The organism is Tatumella citrea (assembly GCF_002163585.1).
In the GTDB taxonomy this organism is placed as follows: domain Bacteria; phylum Pseudomonadota; class Gammaproteobacteria; order Enterobacterales; family Enterobacteriaceae; genus Tatumella; species Tatumella citrea.
This window is the reverse complement of the sequence record NZ_CP015579.1, coordinates 4170624-4187418: the sequence shown is the minus strand read 5'-3', so window position 1 is coordinate 4187418 and position 16795 is coordinate 4170624. Positions and strand designations below refer to the sequence as shown.

Below are 16795 nucleotides of genomic sequence, written 5' to 3'. Positions count from 1 at the left end.
TCAGACAGACTCTGACAAACAGCTGATGTTCCGGGATATTTTCTGGTCAGCGGTGGTGGAAATCAGACCTGTCAGAGGCTGAAAAGATGCTCTGCTTCAGTTAGCCGGTGTTTTAACCGTCTCAGGAGTAGCAGGTTGTATTATATTTATTCTGACAGGCCAGCAGATAGCTGGTTGTAAGCTGCTGACAGGAGAATTCCGGATGCTGGTCATTTACGGGAAAGAGTCATCGATTAATGTCCGCAAGGTATTATGGTTATGTGAGGAACTGGATATTATCTATCAGCGCGAAGATATTGGGGAGAGTGACAAGGTCAGCCATAGCCCAAAGCTGCTTCGGATGAATCCAAACGGGATGGTACCTGTCATCCGCGATGAAGACTTTGTGTTATGGGAATCGAATACCATTCTTCGTTATCTGGCGAATTCCCGACAGGCTGATGCACTTTATCCGGTAGAGCCGCAATTGCGGGCGCGGACTGATCAGTGGATGGACTGGCAGGCGACTGAGCTAAATACCTCATGGCGTTATGCTTTTACGGCACTGGTCCGCCAGTCGCCGGGCCATCAGGATCCGCAATTGCTGGCTGCAGCCTGTAAAGGCTGGAATTACACGATGGGTATACTCAATCAACAACTTGAGAAAACCGGCAGTTATGTTGCCGGAGATGATTTCACACTGGCTGATATTCCGGTCGGTCTGGCGGTGAATCGTTGGTATGAAACTCCTCTGGAGCGACCTGATTATCCTGCAGTCCGGCAGTATTATCAGTTGCTCACCGAACGACAAGGCTATGTGCTTTGGGGGCGAAACGGCACTCCGTAATCCTGTGTGGCAGAGGAAAGATGGAGTACACGATTGATGTGTGTACTCACTAACATTTTTATGCGGAAGTTACGGCCAGAAGAAATGTGATACTGAGGCTGCCAGGCGTTGCAGAATCGCTAAGCAGCCAGAGGTAATGAGTGATTGCCGACAAGTCACTTACTTTTACCGGTTGATAAAAGTAAGTAAGCATTCACTCTTTATTTACTTTCCCACGACATTCTCCGTGTCATGGCCTTCATCATTGGCCGCCGAAATTGGCTGACTGGCCTTTTCCGTGACAGAGGTCTCCGGTGCACGGTAATCTAACTGCAAAATATGGCTGGTGGATGAGAGCACCTGCTCGGTTGCGGCGACATTTCCGTCAAGTGAAGTTCCGTAGGACGGTATCATCTGGCGAATTTTTTGCTGCCATCCGGATGAGGCCATTTCCGTCGGGAAAATCTTACTCATCAAATCCAGCATAATTTTAGCTGCGGTTGATGCACCAGGGGATGCTCCGAGCAAGGCTGAAATAGTACCATCCTGAGATGTCACAATTTCGGTCCCCAGACGTAACACTCCGCCCTGTTTACTGTCATTTTCGATAATTTGTACACGTTGACCTGCAGTGACCAACCGCCAGTCTTCAGGACGGGCATTTGGTACATAATTCTGCAAAGCCTCCATCCGGTCATTATCGTTCTGTAATACCTGGCCAATAAGGTATTTGATCAGATTGATATTTTTGGTACCTACCTGCAGCATTGGCAGCAGGTTAGAGGCGGTCATTGAACTGAACATGTCCAGCAATGAACCCTGTTTCAGGAATTTAGTAGAAAAGGTCGCGAACGGGCCAAACAACAGAACCTGTTTTCCATCCAGCATACGGGTATCTACATGAGGAACAGACATTGGAGGGGCTCCAACGCTGGCTTTCCCGTAAACTTTTGCCAGATGCTGACTCACCAGCTGCGGATTTTCGGTAACCAAAAATGAGCCACCGACCGGGAAACCGGCAAAGCGGCGAGCTTCCGGAATTCCGGATTTTTGCAGCAGAGGTAATGCTGCACCGCCAGCCCCGATAAACACGTGTCTGGCAATCAGTTGTCGCTGAGATTTTAATTGCAGGTCCTGCAACGTGACCTGCCAGCGCCCATCAGGCAAGCGGCTGATTTCACGAACTTCCTGCCGGGTGCGTAACGTAAAGGTCTCATGTTTCTGCAGTGCGCTAATCAGCTGACGGGTAATTTCACCAAAATTAACATCGGTTCCGATTTCGGTGCGGGTGGCAGCAATCCGGGTTCCGGGTTTGCGTCCTTCCATCAACAGAGGAACCCAGCGGGCAATTTGCTGTGGATCTTCAGAATATTCCATGCCACGAAACAGAGTGCTGGCTTTCAGTGCAGCAACCCGTTTACGCAGGAACTCCACATTATCATCACCCCAGACAAAACTCATATGCGGGGTGGTATTGATAAAAGTTTCCGGGCGGTTCAGACGGCCCATTTCTACCTGAGCAGCCCAGAACTGGCGTGAAATCTGGAAGGATTCATTAATCGCGACAGCTTTGCTGATATCGATCGAACCGTCTGCTTTTTGCGGGGTATAGTTCAGTTCGGCCAGTGCGGAGTGCCCTGTACCTGCGTTATTCCAGCCATTAGAGGATTCTTCAGCGACATCAGACAGTCGCTCCACCATTTCCAGTGTCCATTCGGGTTCCAGCTCCTGCAGAAAAGTTCCCAGTGTGGCACTCATCACACCGGCGCCGATCAGTAGCACATCAACGTCTTTTCCATTCTGAACCTTCTGCGCAGTACCGGCGGCGGCACTCATAGCGAGAGAAAGGTTCATGGTTGATTTACACATGAGGCAACATCTCCTCTGGCTGTCAGGAGCCTTACCCTGACAGGTTTACGAGCAAAAAAGGGGCCGTTTAGGTAAGCGTATGGTGCTTGTCTGACTGGCCAAAAGTTATCCTGTTATTTCCCGTGTCACAGTGGTCAGGAGTTAATAACAGGTTATATGTTTTACCTATGAATATAACATTTTTGCCCCGAATTTAAACAAGTGTTTGCCCGAGAGTTTTTAATAAATAAATAAATCCAAAATATCGTAAAAGTGAGAATGAAATAAATTTAAAATCGTTTTATTTCAGGTGGTTATATTTTTTGGTGTTTAAATGAAACAGATAAATCAGAAGATAAAACCGTGAGCAAGCTCAAAAAAAAATAGCTTATTAACTAATTGATAATGAAATATATTTATTGTGTTATGCGAGAGGAGAGAACAGACAGGGATATCGCAGTTTTTGTATCTTATTTGTTATCGATTTGTTTCTTGGTGACGGTTCTCCCCGACTCTCCGGGGAGAAGCAACAGATTACCGGGGGGCGAATCTTCGCCACAGGAAACGGATCACGAAAAACTCCACCGCACCAAGCAATAAGAACCAGATCCCAAACACGATGGTGTACAGCTGGTTTAAATCCATAATGTGCAACACTGACATCAGCTTTTTCGCCAAAGGCAACCCGAAGGCCGGTGCAGGCAGCAATAATGCAGACAGTAAACCCAGCAATAATATGCCACCGGGGATAAGTAAACTTTCAAGCGGATTTTTCATCGTGACCCTGCCAGGGCAAAAGAGAATGCGGAGTATTCTCCGGGAATTTCCGAAAGGTTTCAATCGCCAGACCCCTGTTGCTGGCATGGTTGCGTCGGTATGGTGCGTTAGCGATGGCCTGGCATGACGATGATTTTTTCCGGGAGTTCCTTATTTTCCATTAACTTAGCATTAACTTAGCGAATGTTATGAATTATAGCCTTTGCTATAACTAAGGCCCTGATTTTACTGTCTTTTTTAATTCATATAATCATGATAAACTGCGCTTCATTCGGTGACAGGTCTACACTGCCACCCCTTATATTGTCCTGAGAGACAAGTCTGAGCGATGAAACCTAATGGACGTAATTACTACAATTATTCTTGCCTTTGGCATGTCGATGGATGCGTTTGCAGCAGCATTGGGGAAGGGCGCCACCCTCAAAAAACCGGGAATTAAAGAAGCCTTACGTACCGGATTTATTTTTGGTGGAATCGAAATGCTTACCCCGCTGATTGGCTGGGGCATTGGCCTGGCTGCCAGCAAATATGTGATGGCATGGGATCACTGGATTGCCTTTATTCTGTTGACAGTACTGGGCGGCAGAATGGTGATTGGCGGCTTCCGCCAGGGTGCGGTTGATGAATGCGTCGCACCTGAGCGCCATGGCTTTATGGTACTGGCAATGACCGCAGTTGCTACCAGCCTGGATGCTCTGGCCGTCGGAGTGGGTCTGGCATTTTTGCAGGTCAATATTGTTGTTACTGCGTTTGCGATTGGTGCGGCAACAACCATTATGGCCACCACGGGAGTATTAGTGGGCAGATTTATCGGCCCATTGCTTGGGAAATGGGCCGAAGTTCTCGGTGGTGTCGTGCTGGTAGGTATCGGTTGTACCATCCTTGTCGAACATCTGGGACTGTTTAGTTAATCGCTGTGGCCGGCCGCTTATCTCTTCTGGCCGGTGAATATTGTCTGATAATCGTTCACAGGTTATTATCCGTTTTACAGAATTAATGATCTGCGCTGACCTCCCCGGAAAGCCGTACATTTTTACTGTGGGGTGATGGTGTTCCACCTCAACCAACCGCCGCTCTGAGACCTGAGCGGCTGATGACGCCTGACATAATACTTAACCCGTCTGCCGGGGGTTTTGGTGTGTCAGGTGATAATTTCTGCCACTTCCCAATTCCCCCTGCGGCACGTTGATTCTGGAATCCGATATGTTTAATTCTTTCATGGCTGTTTTAGTGGGTGGTGGTGCCGGTTGTTTACTGCGCTGGTGGTGTGCGATGCGGTTTAACCCTTTGTTTGCCGATCTGCCGCTGGGCACATTGCTGGTTAACCTGGTTGGTGGATTTATCATCGGCGGCGCGCTGGCCTGGTTTGCCCGTCACCCGCAGTTAGATCCTGCGTGGAAATTGCTGATTACCACCGGGTTGTGTGGTGGTCTGACGACTTTCTCTACTTTTTCGGCTGAACTGATGGGCATGCTGCAATCCGGAAAGTATCTGTGGGCCATGGCCAGTGCCAGCCTGCATCTGTTCGGGACACTGATGATGACGTTTGCCGGCTTCGCACTGATGAGTTTTATTGGTTAAACGGTCAATAAGTAAATTTCATTAAGCTTTGATGACAGATCCGTTAATCTGGTGATGGACAGAGTGTTAAACGCTGATCCCTGACCTGTCCGCCCCCGGCTGCCAGCCGGAGGCGCCTGAATATACCTGCTTTGCGGAGGTGCTGTTTGATGGCCGACACTCGCTGGCTGAATACTTCCGGTTTCTCCGGGTTAAATGACCAGTTGTTGCTGTTAATACGCGACGCCGGGTTTTCACAGATTGACGCATCACCCTCGGACTTTTCTGCAGATCCTGCTGAGCCGGGGCTTGTTGTCGGTGAGAAATGCGCCGCTCTGCTTCAACGCTATGGATTACATCTTATCCATTTGCGAACTCTGCAAAACTTTATCGGAACACCTCCGGCCTTGCGCTGGCAAAAGCGTGAGGAAGTCAGGCAGAGGATTGCGTTATCGTTGCAGGCCGGATGTGACACTCTGTTAGTCACTCCTCCGGAGGATCCCAACTTTGTCGAAGCACTGGTGGATGATGATCTGAGATGGCTGTCCTCTGAAACAGCCCGTTTCAGCATGAAGATTATCTATCAGCCACTCAACAGTGGCTATACTGACCAGACACTGCCTGCGGCCCTGGATCATTTGCGGAGGCTGGAACAACCCAACATAGGGTTAATGGTTGACTGGTTATCGATCGTTTCCGGGGGATCGGATGCCAGTTGCCTGGATGAGATCCCTGTTGAATGGATCTATCGTGTCCAGTTTTGTGATCCTGCTGATCCGCGAATCCCCCGGGAGAGTAATCCCCGGCAGGCACTCAACTGTTTTACGGATAAATTGCACAGCAGTGGCTATCAGGGCCCGGTGGGCATTCTCCCTAATCTGCGGCACGGGCAGCCAGCTGATCAGATACGCCAGGCGGCCACAATACTGAACTCATTGTGGCCTGATACGTCGGGTCTTAAATCCGCTGGCCAGGAATAGCATTTACCAGGGTCTGTGTATAAGCATGCTCAGGAGCGGAGAACAACTTTTGTGGTGTGCCCTGCTCCACCACATTTCCTTTCCACAAGACCAGCAGCTCATCACATATCTGGCTGGCGACCCGAAGATCGTGGGTGATAAACAGGATAGCGACCCGGGTTTTTTGCTGAATTTTTACCAGCAACTCCAGCACCTGCGCCTGCACAGAGACATCCAGTGCGGATACGGATTCATCGGCAACCAGTAACAGCGGATCAAACATCAGCGCTCTGGCGATACCAATCCTCTGGCGCTGCCCTCCTGAAAACTCATGTGGATAACGGTCGTAAGCACTGCTTTCCAGGCCGACCAGCGACAGTAAGCTAAGGGCTTTGATCCGGATTTCGGTATCCGTCATTCCGCCGTGAGTCCGCGGGCCGACTGAAAGGATGGTACCAATAGTTTGTCGGGGATTCAGAGAGGCAAAGGGGTCCTGAAAAATCATCTGAATTAACGGGCGTGAAGGGCGGAAATCTTTATCCCTGACAGGAATGATATCGCGGCCATCAAACATTATCTGCCCGGAATCGGCATCCAGTAATTTAACCAACACCCTGCCCAGCGAAGACTTTCCAGACCCGGATTCACCCACAACTCCGAGAGTCTCGCCTTTGCGCAGCGTGAAACTGACATTGTTCAGAGCCGTAACCTGCCTGGATCGACCAAATAAGCCTGATGATTTACGGTAGGTTTTGCAGAGATTGATAGCTTCCAGAACCACCGGCGCGCTGGTTTCCCGTGGCCGTGGAGCATTGTACAAGCGGGGCACTGCCTGAATAAGCTGCCTGGTATAGTCGTGTACCGGATGCTGAAGCACCTGCGATGCCAACCCCTGTTCGGTCACTTTTCCTCTGCGCATAACAACGACACGGTCGGCAATTTCCTCTACAACCCCAAAATCATGAGTGATAAACATGACGCTCATCGTTTTGCGGCTTTGCAGATTGCGGATAAGTTGCAGGATTTGTGCCTGAGTGGTGACATCCAGCGCCGTTGTTGGCTCGTCCGCTATCAGCACGTCGGGGTCTAAAGCCAGCGCCATAGCAATCATCACCCTCTGACGCTGGCCTCCGGAGAGGTTAAAAGGATACTGATGCTGAAGAGTTTCCGGCCCAGGCAAACCCACTTCTTCAAGCAGGGACACAATTTTCTGCTGCCGCGATACAGGAGTACCCACACCATGTGCGACCATGACTTCTGAAATTTGTTTGCCGACAGACATTACCGGATTGAGTGCTGAGAGAGGATCCTGAAAAATCATGGCAATGGTCTTGCCTTGCTGGCTACGTATCACTGCCGGATCAGAGGTTAATATATTCTGATTTTTCAGAATAATTTCGCCCTGCTTTACGCTGAGCATCGGTGGTAACAGCCCCATAGCGGCATGTGCAGTTACTGATTTTCCTGAGCCTGACTCGCCGATAATGCAAAGAATTTCGCCAGCCAGCAGATCAAAGCTAATATCTTCCACTGCATATTTGCGGTCCATGCCCTCAGGCAATGCCACTGTCAAATGGCGGACTGATAATAAAACATTATTTTCAACAGCAATTTCCGGACGTTCCATCATCATATCCTTTATCAGCGTTAGTTCAGGGTGGGATGATTTTACCGTTATCACAAATTATCAGTTCAATTACACCTCAGGAAAGATCGTTTTATTATGGCTTGCCGGATGCTGTTGGGTTTTTAATAAAATCACAAAATCGTATGGATAAACTGGTTGTGACTGTCCACTAATCTGTGAATACTGAATTTATCAGCCGGTCATACTTAAAAAGGTGAACGATGGATAAGTTAAATAGTACCGACTTTAATAATCCTTCTGCCGATTTTGGCGGGCTGGAGTCACTGCTGAGTTTCTATATTCGCCGTGTGAATATAGCAGTATCGCGTGATCTGGATAATAAGCTCTCAGGGTTGGATGTAGCGAAGGGCACCGGAAAAATAGGTACTCTGCTTATCGTTTCCCGGCACCCGGGTATCAGGCCTTCAGATATTGCAGATATTATTGTTCGCGATCGCTCTTCCATGGGCCGTCTGCTGGAGAAAATGGAAAAGCAGGGGCTGATTATTCGGAAGACCTCTCCGGTTGATCAACGTTCTCAGGAGCTTTATCTGACGGTTAAAGGCCATCATTTAGCTTCAAAAGTTATTCAGCTGGCCAGAAAACAGGATGACGATTTTTTCCATATGGTCACTGACTATGAGAAAAATATCATTATTCATGCCTGCCATAAAATATTAAAATTTCATCAGGCTTCGGGGCTGTTTTAATTTTATTCAACAGTGTTGTTTTCTGTGAAATAAACAATAGCTGAACATCTTATTCGGACAGGGAATTACACATGCCGTGTATGAACCATTTTCTGTCAATTCTGTTTCTCTGGTCGTCAGACTTTTTAATTAGCTGGCACATCATTCCATTTAACATGGTCAGAAGATAATCCGAGGAGTCATTATGTCGAAAAAACCGGAAACAATATTACCTGAAATATCCCGTCGCCAGGCACTTATTTACCTTGCCGCCGGGGTTACGACGTTTGCTCTGCCTGATCTGTTTAATGCAGGAAAGGTGTTTGCCGCTATGCCGGCAAAACCTAAAGGCCAGATGGTTATTGGTTTTTCTCAGGAACCTACAGTATTTAACCCGCACTTGCCTCATATTGAAGTAGACGAAGGGATCCATTTCAGCATCTTTGACCCGCTATTTGCGATTAACGAGAAAGGTGAGTTTACACCGGCACTGGCAAAAGAGGTTCCGACGACCAAAAATGGTGGGATTTCTGAGGATGGTCTGAATTTTCATATAAAATTGCGTGATGATGTCAAATGGCACGACGGGCAGCCTTTTACTGCCAGTGACGTTAAATTCACTTTGCAATTGCTGGTCGATCCGAACTTCCGAAGCTGGCGTAAAACAGGGCATGAATTAGTCCGTGATATTAAGGTGATCTCGCCAACCGAAATCAGCTGGCGAATGGAGAAACCTTTTGCGCCATACCCGTCAATTCTCGCTTCCACTTTTATCGTGCCTGAACATATTCTTGGCCCGGTAAAAGATAAAAATAATGCTCCGTTCAATAATGCACCGGTGGGTACCGGTCCCTTTGTCTGGCAACAACGGGTTGCGGGAGACCATATTGAGCTGGTAGCAAATCCGCACTATTACGCTGGCGGACCCGGGCTGGAACGGGTGATTTATAAATATATCCCCGATTTGAATGTGATGTACACCCAGTTTGTCTCAGGTGATATCGATGTTGTGGGCCTGCAATGGATTTCCGCAGATCATTATGCAGATGCTAAAAAATTACCAGGCAAAGTGGTTGATGTGGCTTCCAGCGCTACGCTGGAGAATTTTGCATTTAATCTCGAACGTCCGCAATTCAAAGAGTTGTCGGTCCGGCAGGCTATTTATTATGCCATCGATAAAAAGACAATTATCGATTCTCTCTATTATGGTCTGCCGAAGGAAACCGAAACTTATATGCCGGAGGGATCCTATTATTATGATCCTTCACTGCCTGCTCATGAATATAACCCGGATAAAGCGAAAGCATTGCTAGATGCTGCTGGCTGGAAACCGGGTTCGGACGGCATTCGTCAAAAAAATGGCGTCAGATTGTCTTTCACCAATTCAACAACCGCCGGAAATCATCTGCGCGAACAAATGCAGCAATTTATGCAGCAGTCATTACAGGACATCGGTATTGAAATGAAAATCTCCAATCTTCCTCCTGCGGTGATGTGGGGTGAGTTCTGGATGATGTCCAAATTTGATACTGCGATTGTCGGGCTGAATTTCCTGACAGGTGCCGATCCGGATACTACAGACTATATGTCCTCGGCCTCAATTCCGGTTAAGGGCGGCGCTGGCCAAAATACCTTCCAGTATCAAAATCCTAAGGTCGATGAATTACTGAAAAAAGGCAGCACTGTGTTTGACCCAGACCAGCGAAAAGCGATTTATACCGAAATTCAGCAGGCTGTAAGAGAGGATTTGCCTTTCCTGCCACTGTTCCCGTTTGCCAATGTGCGGGGGCATAAACAGGGAGCGATGAACATTATCCCGAATGTGAATGTACGGATTGACAGCTGGAATGTCGGCACCTGGTACTGGGCATAAGCCGTTCTGCACGCTCATTAAGTGAAAAGGAGGGTTTATGCTGAATTTTCTGTTACGGCGAAGCGGGCAAAGTGTGGTGGTGCTGTTTCTGGTTTCGGTGATCGGTTTTGCCGCACTCAACCTGGCCCCGGGAGGGCCATTGTCTCAGTACGCGCTCACCCCGGGAATGAGCCAGCAAACCTTGCACCGTCTGGCAGAACAAATGGGGCTTAACCGCCCATTGCCGGTGCAATATTTTGACTGGCTGAGTCATCTGTTGAGGGGGGACTGGGGGCGTTCCTACCGGGACGGGCAGCCGGTTCTGCATATTATTTTTTCTCATCTCCCCGCAACTTTGCTGCTGATGGTGACCTCAACTCTGCTGGCGGTAACCATCGGGGTGTGGGTTGGTGTTAAAAGTGCCGTCCGTCGTTACAGTCTGTTTGATGATGTGGCAACGATGGCTTCAATGATAGCCCTGTCGATTCCTACCTTTTGGTTTGGTCTGGTGGCCATTTATTTCTTTTCACTGAAGTTGCACTGGTTCCCTGCCGGAAATATGTACACCATCGGTGACGGCTCGGTAGGTGACATCCTGCATCATCTTGTACTACCGGTACTGGTGCTGACATTTGTTGATATTGCAGTGTGGAGCCGCTATATGCGCAGCGCCACACTGGAAACGATTAACCAGGAATTTGTAAAAACGGCACGGGCGAAAGGTTTGTCGCCCAGGCAGGTATTACTTAAACATGTGGTGCGGAATGCGCTGTTGCCTATGGTGGCACTGGCAGGAATGCAACTGCCCACCATCCTTGGCGGGGCATTGGTGGCTGAGACTGTTTTTACCTGGCCGGGTATGGGGAGATTGTTTCTCGACAGCCTGGGTTACAGCGATTATCCGGTGGTGATGGGACTGTTGATGTTTTCCGCCATCATGGTGCTGGTGGGCAACCTGTTAGCTGATGTAATAACTGCACTGATCGACCCACGAATCCGGCCTGAGTAAGGAGAATATAATGTCTGATACCTCTGCCGTTATTTCGCTATCCCCGGCATCACGCTGGTGGCAAAACCGGACTCTGCAACGTTTTCTGCGTCATCGTCTCGCCTGCGCCGGGCTGATCATTATTCTTCTGATGACCCTGGCATGCATCGTTGGTCCTTCATTACTGCCTTTTGACGACTTGCATATTGACCTGAGGCATCGCTTTGCACCGCCATTTAGTGGCTGGCATTTACTGGGCAGTGATCCACTGGGAAGAGATACTCTGGCACGTTTACTGATGGCCGGTCGAATATCATTGCTGGTGGGCTTTTTTTCCATGTTGCTCAGCATCGCTTTCGGCGCAGTGATTGGCATTATTGCCGGATACTATGGCGGGAAAATTAATACCATTTTAATGCGTATTGTGGATGCCTTTCTCTCTTTCCCCGGAGTCTTTTTATTACTGGCACTCGCAGCCTTCCTGAAACCCAGTCCGATGATGATAACTGTGATTATTGCAGTCACTAGTTGGATGGAAGTGGCGCGGATTGTAGAAACCGAAGTGAAATCTTTGCGTGAGCGTGAGTTTATTCTGGCGGCCAGAATGTTGGGGCTGTCAGGTCGTTGGATCATGTTCCGGGAACTATTACCCAATGTCGTTGGGCCAATCATTGTGGCTGCAACCCTGACGGTGGCCAGAGCGATTCTGATGGAAGCTTACATCAGTTTCCTGGGATACGGCATTCAGCCACCGTTGCCAAGCTGGGGCAATATGCTTAACAGCGCTCAGCAGTATCTGGAGCAGGCTCCATGGTTGGCGCTGGCCCCCGGACTGGCAATTACCCTGGCAGTGACCTGTTTTAACTGCATCGGCGACGGGTTACGCGATGCTCTGGACAACCGCAGCCACCAGGGTTCCGCGACCGGTAAACCTGCTGCGAAGAAATAGTGTAGCTAATTTCAGGAGGCAGAATGACAGTTTCAGCATATCCGGTCGCCATGATTAGTGGCGGCGGGCGGGGCATAGGTGCGGCGATTGCCGTGGAACTCATGCAACATGGCTGGGCGGTGAGCCTGGGCTGCCGGACGCCGGAAGAAGTCACTGTGACTAACCCCGGACAACAACTGGTGTGCCACTATGATGCACTGGACAGCCAGAGTGATCAGCAGTGGATTGACAGCACCATAAAAACCTACGGTCGGATTGATGCCGTGATCCACAATGCCGGAATTATGCTGCCACGACCGGTGCTGGAAGCGACTGATGAAGAGTTCGATCTGCAATTTTCAGTTAACGTCAAAGCCCCGATGCGGCTGACCCGTAAAGTGTGGCCGTGGCTGAAAATGAGTGGCAGGGGCAGGGTGATCACACTGGCTTCCTTGTCAGCCAAACGAGTGAAATCTGCACAGTCAGGCTTGTATGCCATGAGCAAATTCTCTGCGCTGGCACTGACACATGCTCTGCGACAGGCCGGAGATACGGAGGGGATTCGTGCCTGCGCCATATGTCCGGGCTTTGTGGCGACAGAGATGGGAACGGCATTAACTGATGTTCCGGCAGAAAAGATGACTCAGCCGGCAGATATAGCGTTGCTGGTCAGAACGGTACTGATGCTGCCAAACAGTGCCAGTGTTGCTGAGATTCCGGTGAACTGGGCCGTGGAAGAAAATTACTGAGGTGAACTATGGGGCTGAATGTCGGAGTTGTTCATTCTACTGCGCAGTTTCCGCAGCAGACTGAGGTGGTCGTTATTGGTGGCGGAATTATTGGTGTTGCTACGGCGTTATCTCTGGTTTCCAGGGGGATCCCGACGGTACTGGTGGAAAAAGGTTATATTGCCGGCGAACAGTCGAGCAGAAACTGGGGCTGGTGCCGCAGAACAGGACGGGATATCAGAGAACTGCCTTTGATTAACCTGAGTATGCAGCTGTGGGAAGGGATGAATGAACGTCTGCAGCAGGATTGTGGGTTTAAAATCACGGGAATTGCCTATGCTTCCCGGAGCGAACAGCAACTGCAAACTCACCAGCAATGGCTGCAGGAAGCCAGACAGCATGATATTCACAGTGAAATGCTGAGCCGGGAGCAGTTGCAGGCCAAAATGCCCGGGGTTATGGGGAATTATTTTAGTGCACTGTATACGCCGGGAGATGGTCGGGCTGAGCCACAACTGGCGGCACCGGCCCTGGCAAAAGCGGCCTGTGAGGCGGGCCTGAACCTGCAACAACACTGCGCGGTCCGGCAAATCGGCTACTCCGGCGGTAAGGTGAGTGAAGTGATTACCGAACGCGGCGTGATACGTTGTAGCTCAGTTGTTGTGGCCGGAGGAGCCTGGTCACGTCTGCTGATGCAGGGCTGTGGGCTGACGTTACCTCAACTGAAAGTTCTGAGTATGGTACTGCGTACTCAGGTGACAGACTTTAATCCTGGAATGAGTGCCAGTTTTGGCAGTGTTGCTATCCGTAAGCGGCAGGATGGCGGGCTGACTGTTGCCAGTTCGTCAACCAGCATCAGTGATATTACGCCGGACAGCCTGCGATTTATGCGGTCCTATCTGCCAGCTTACCGGCAGGAACGTCAGAGTATTAATTTACGGCTGGGTGGGCGTTTCTTACATGAAATGATGCACTGGCAACCGGGGAAGGCTGATCAGATCTCTCTGTATGAAAAAATTCGCGTGTTAGATCCGCAACCGAATGCTGCTGCGGTGGCACAAATTCTGGCGAACCTGCATCAGACGCTGCCGCAGTTATCATCGTTACAGGCAGAACAAAGCTGGGCCGGATATATTGATACCATGCCAGATGCCATACCGGTGATATCAGAGATTGAGTCAGTGCCGGGACTGTTCCTTGCGACCGGTTTTTCCGGCCACGGTTTCGGTATCGGACCCGGGGCAGGCCAGCTGATGGCAGATCTGGTCGCAGGCAGTACTCCATCGGTTGACCCCCGGCCGTTTCGCTTCAGCCGGTTTACTGACGGTGAAAAAATTCAGGCACAACACTGGTTGTAATAAACGTGACCGGCGAATGCCGGTCGTTTGTTTTTTAACAGAATGCTGAAGGAGAAGGTTTTTTGCACTAAGCTATCGATTCATTATTTCGCGTCGGGTCTTGTTGTTATGTTATCTGAACGTTTTGAACGATTAATTGATATTTTCCGGGAACCTCCCACAGATGCGCCGCCGACAACGATAGGCCGTTTTTATGCCTATTATCTGCGCCAGGTCTGGCCCTGCTTTGCCGGATTGCTGGTGGTTGGTCTGATCAGTTCTCTGATTGAAGTCTCTCTGTTTAGTTACCTGAGTAAGATTATCGATCTGGTTAATACCTCGAAACCAGCCACATTATTTACCGAACACTGGCTACTGCTGAGCTGGATGGGGGCCGTTGCGCTTATTATCCGCCCGGTGTTTATTGCTTTGCATGATTTGCTAATTCACCAGACCATTAACCCGCGCATGACCAGCATGATGCGCTGGCAGCACCATAAATATGTATTGCGTCAGAGTCTGACCTTTTTCCAGAATGATTTTGCGGGGCGGATTGCCCAACGAATTATGCAAACCGGCAGCTCGTTGTGCGATTCAGCCGTACAGCTGGTGGACGCCATCTGGCATGTGCTTATCTATGCGATTACCGCACTGGTGCTGTTTGCGGCGGCTGACTGGAAATTAATGGTTCCTTTAATTATCTGGCTGGTGCTGTATGTCGTTTCTCTGCTCTATTTTGTGCCGCGGGTGAAGCAACGTTCGGTCGTATCTTCCGAAGCGCGTTCCAAACTGATGGGTTTTATCGTCGATGGTTATACCAATATCGCGACCCTGAAACTGTTTGCCCATAGTTCGCTCGAGCAGAAAAATGCGCAGGAAGCTATTGAGGAACAGACAGTGAAAACTCAGCATGCCGGGCGAATGATCACGGTTATGGATGTAACGCTGTCGACACTGAACGGAGCGCTTATTGTCAGTACCACAGGGATGGCATTAATTCTCTGGACCCAGTCACTGATTTCCGTCGGTGCGATTGCCCTGGCGACCGGACTGGTGATTCGGCTGGTGAATATGTCCGGCTGGATCATGTGGGTGGTGAACGGTATTTTTGCCAATATCGGTATGGTGCAGGATGGTATGGCGACTATTTCTCAGCCGCTGAGCGTCCAGGATAAACCCGGAGCTCCGGCGCTTAAAGTGACTGCCGGTGAAATTAATTTTGACCATCTGTTTTTCCGTTATGGTAATGGCCGGCCGATTCTCTCTGATATCGATCTGAGCATCCGGCCAGGAGAAAAAATTGGCCTGATTGGTGCATCAGGAGCCGGTAAGTCAACACTGGTGAACCTGCTGCTGCGGATGTATGACCTCGATCAGGGGCATATATTTATCGATGGTCAGGATATCTCTGCCGTTACTCAGGAGAGCCTGCGTAGCCAGATTGGTATGATCACCCAGGACACCTCATTATTGCATCGTTCAATCCGCGATAATCTGCTTTACGGGCGTCCGAATGCCAGTGACAGCGAGATTGAGGCTGCGATTCTTGGTGCCAGAGCTGAAGAATTTATTCCGCAACTTTCAGATGCTCAGGGGCGTTACGGGCTGGATGCTCATGTCGGTGAACGTGGGGTGAAACTCTCTGGCGGGCAACGTCAGCGTATTGCGATTGCCAGGGTGTTACTCAAAAATGCACCGATTCTTATCATGGATGAAGCGACCTCTGCACTGGACTCCGAAGTGGAAGCCGCTATTCAGGAAAGCCTGGAGTCGCTGATGACCGGCAAAACAGTCATTGCAATTGCTCACCGTTTATCGACCATTGCCCGGATGGACCGGCTGATTGTGCTGGAACAGGGAAAAGTGGTCGAAATTGGCAACCATCAGCAATTGCTGGCAAAACAGGGCGTGTATGCGCGCCTTTGGCAGCGTCAGACCGGTGGTTTTGTTGGCAGCGATTAGCCGGAATGCCAGGCTGTCAGACAGTGAAATTGTGTGACTGGCTGAATGCCTTGCCTTCGTGGTTTTCTGTCCGGACAAACCGGCATCTGCTGGTTTGTCCGGAGATTTCTGTCTCAGCGAAAGACCGCTGTCAGTACCTTGTCGATCATCTCCTGCACTACCTGTGGATCAGGACTATCCAGTGAAGTCAACGCCAGCCCTTTCTCCAGGGTGACTATCAAACAGGCAAATGCCCGGGGATCCATATATGCCGGTAGCTCTGCTGATTTTTGTGCCTCGCGGGCCTCATTTTCCAGCCAGCGAATAAACGCCAGCCTTTCATCACGCAATTGTTCTGCCATACCCTGCTCATCGACCTGAAAAGCCAGAGCGGAAAATGTCATGATGCATCCCAATGGTTTTCCGTCACAGGTGAATAATCTGAACGCTTCACTAAGAAAAGAACGAATTCGTTGTTCGAACGTCAAGGTTTTGTCTTGTAGTGATTGTACCAACGATTCCAGCCAGTACTGACGGTAATATCTGAGTGCTGCTGCATACATCCCTTCCTTATTTCCGAAGGCAAGATACAACGATGGGGGCTTCATTCCGGTTGCCTGGGCGAGGTCTGCTATCGACGTTGAGGTATATCCTTTTTGCGAAAATACCTGAAACAAGGTCTCTTCCAGTTTTCCCTGTGGGAGCAGTTTGGGTCTGCCAGTTTTTTTCTTTTCACTCATCGTGTCAGTTTCATCT

The 16795-nt window shown here is 49.7% G+C and carries 15 protein-coding genes and 1 riboswitch; of the genes, 11 read left to right on the top strand and 4 right to left on the bottom strand.

Annotated features, from left to right (window positions below):
• The first annotated feature begins 202 nt into the window (after window positions 1-202).
• Window positions 203-826, top strand: a complete 624-nt coding sequence (locus tag A7K98_RS19830; RefSeq protein WP_087490087.1) for a glutathione S-transferase family protein — start codon at window positions 203-205, stop codon at window positions 824-826.
• A 204-nt stretch (window positions 827-1030) separates the two neighbouring features.
• Here the strand turns inward: A7K98_RS19830 and mqo are convergent, their stop codons facing one another.
• Together mqo and A7K98_RS19820 are read right to left on the bottom strand one after the other, a co-directional pair.
• Window positions 1031-2674, bottom strand: a complete 1644-nt coding sequence (gene mqo, locus A7K98_RS19825) for a malate dehydrogenase (quinone) (protein WP_087490086.1) — start codon at window positions 2672-2674, stop codon at window positions 1031-1033.
• Between the two features lie 513 nt (window positions 2675-3187).
• Window positions 3188-3430, bottom strand: coding sequence for a DUF1158 family protein (locus tag A7K98_RS19820; RefSeq protein WP_087490085.1), 243 nt, complete (start codon window positions 3428-3430; stop codon window positions 3188-3190).
• Window positions 3431-3768: 338 nt separating this feature from the next.
• Between A7K98_RS19820 and mntP the strand changes: the two genes are divergently transcribed.
• From mntP to A7K98_RS19805, 3 genes are all read left to right on the top strand, one after another.
• Entirely contained in the window at window positions 3769-4341 is a 573-nt protein-coding gene (mntP, locus tag A7K98_RS19815; protein WP_087490084.1) for a manganese efflux pump MntP, read from the top strand.
• Window positions 4342-4463: 122 nt separating this feature from the next.
• Window positions 4464-4540: riboswitch (Fluoride riboswitch) on the top strand.
• Window positions 4541-4633: 93 nt separating this feature from the next.
• Window positions 4634-5011, top strand: a complete 378-nt coding sequence (gene crcB, locus A7K98_RS19810) for a fluoride efflux transporter CrcB (RefSeq protein ID WP_087490083.1) — start codon at window positions 4634-4636, stop codon at window positions 5009-5011.
• A gap of 149 nt (window positions 5012-5160) precedes the next feature.
• Window positions 5161-5970, top strand: coding sequence for a sugar phosphate isomerase/epimerase family protein (locus A7K98_RS19805; RefSeq protein WP_087490082.1), 810 nt, complete (start codon window positions 5161-5163; stop codon window positions 5968-5970).
• Here A7K98_RS19805 and A7K98_RS19800 read toward each other — a convergent pair.
• The gene (locus A7K98_RS19800) at window positions 5948-7582 is read right to left on the bottom strand and encodes an ABC transporter ATP-binding protein (protein WP_322787361.1); all 1635 of its coding nucleotides are present in this window, start codon (window positions 7580-7582) and stop codon (window positions 5948-5950) included. The two genes, A7K98_RS19805 and A7K98_RS19800, sit on opposite strands and share 23 nt — an antisense overlap.
• 215 nt (window positions 7583-7797) lie before the next feature.
• Here A7K98_RS19800 and A7K98_RS19795 point away from each other — a divergent pair, with 215 nt between their 5' ends.
• From A7K98_RS19795 to A7K98_RS19765, 7 genes are all read left to right on the top strand, one after another.
• Window positions 7798-8286, top strand: a complete 489-nt coding sequence (locus tag A7K98_RS19795; RefSeq protein WP_087490080.1) for a MarR family winged helix-turn-helix transcriptional regulator — start codon at window positions 7798-7800, stop codon at window positions 8284-8286.
• Between the two features lie 184 nt (window positions 8287-8470).
• A complete protein-coding gene (locus A7K98_RS19790) occupies window positions 8471-10138 on the top strand; it encodes a peptide ABC transporter substrate-binding protein (RefSeq protein ID WP_087490079.1) in 1668 nt (555 codons plus the stop codon).
• 37 nt (window positions 10139-10175) lie between these two features.
• Complete coding sequence (locus tag A7K98_RS19785) at window positions 10176-11126, top strand: ABC transporter permease (RefSeq protein ID WP_087490078.1); 951 nt, start codon at window positions 10176-10178, stop codon at window positions 11124-11126.
• A 10-nt stretch (window positions 11127-11136) separates the two neighbouring features.
• Window positions 11137-12054, top strand: a complete 918-nt coding sequence (locus tag A7K98_RS19780) for an ABC transporter permease (RefSeq protein ID WP_087490077.1) — start codon at window positions 11137-11139, stop codon at window positions 12052-12054.
• Window positions 12055-12077: 23 nt separating this feature from the next.
• The gene (locus A7K98_RS19775; RefSeq protein ID WP_087490076.1) at window positions 12078-12782 is read left to right on the top strand and encodes an SDR family NAD(P)-dependent oxidoreductase; all 705 of its coding nucleotides are present in this window, start codon (window positions 12078-12080) and stop codon (window positions 12780-12782) included.
• A gap of 8 nt (window positions 12783-12790) precedes the next feature.
• Window positions 12791-14119 (top strand): NAD(P)/FAD-dependent oxidoreductase, encoded by a 1329-nt coding sequence (locus A7K98_RS19770; RefSeq protein WP_087490075.1) that lies wholly within the window; start codon window positions 12791-12793, stop codon window positions 14117-14119.
• A 108-nt stretch (window positions 14120-14227) separates the two neighbouring features.
• On the top strand, window positions 14228-16060 hold the full coding sequence (locus A7K98_RS19765) for an ABC transporter ATP-binding protein (RefSeq protein WP_087490074.1): 1833 nt from the start codon (window positions 14228-14230) through the stop codon (window positions 16058-16060).
• Window positions 16061-16173: 113 nt separating this feature from the next.
• Here A7K98_RS19765 and A7K98_RS19760 read toward each other — a convergent pair whose 3' ends face one another.
• Window positions 16174-16779, bottom strand: a complete 606-nt coding sequence (locus A7K98_RS19760) for a TetR/AcrR family transcriptional regulator (protein WP_087490073.1) — start codon at window positions 16777-16779, stop codon at window positions 16174-16176.
• Between the last annotated feature and the right edge of the window lie 16 nt (window positions 16780-16795).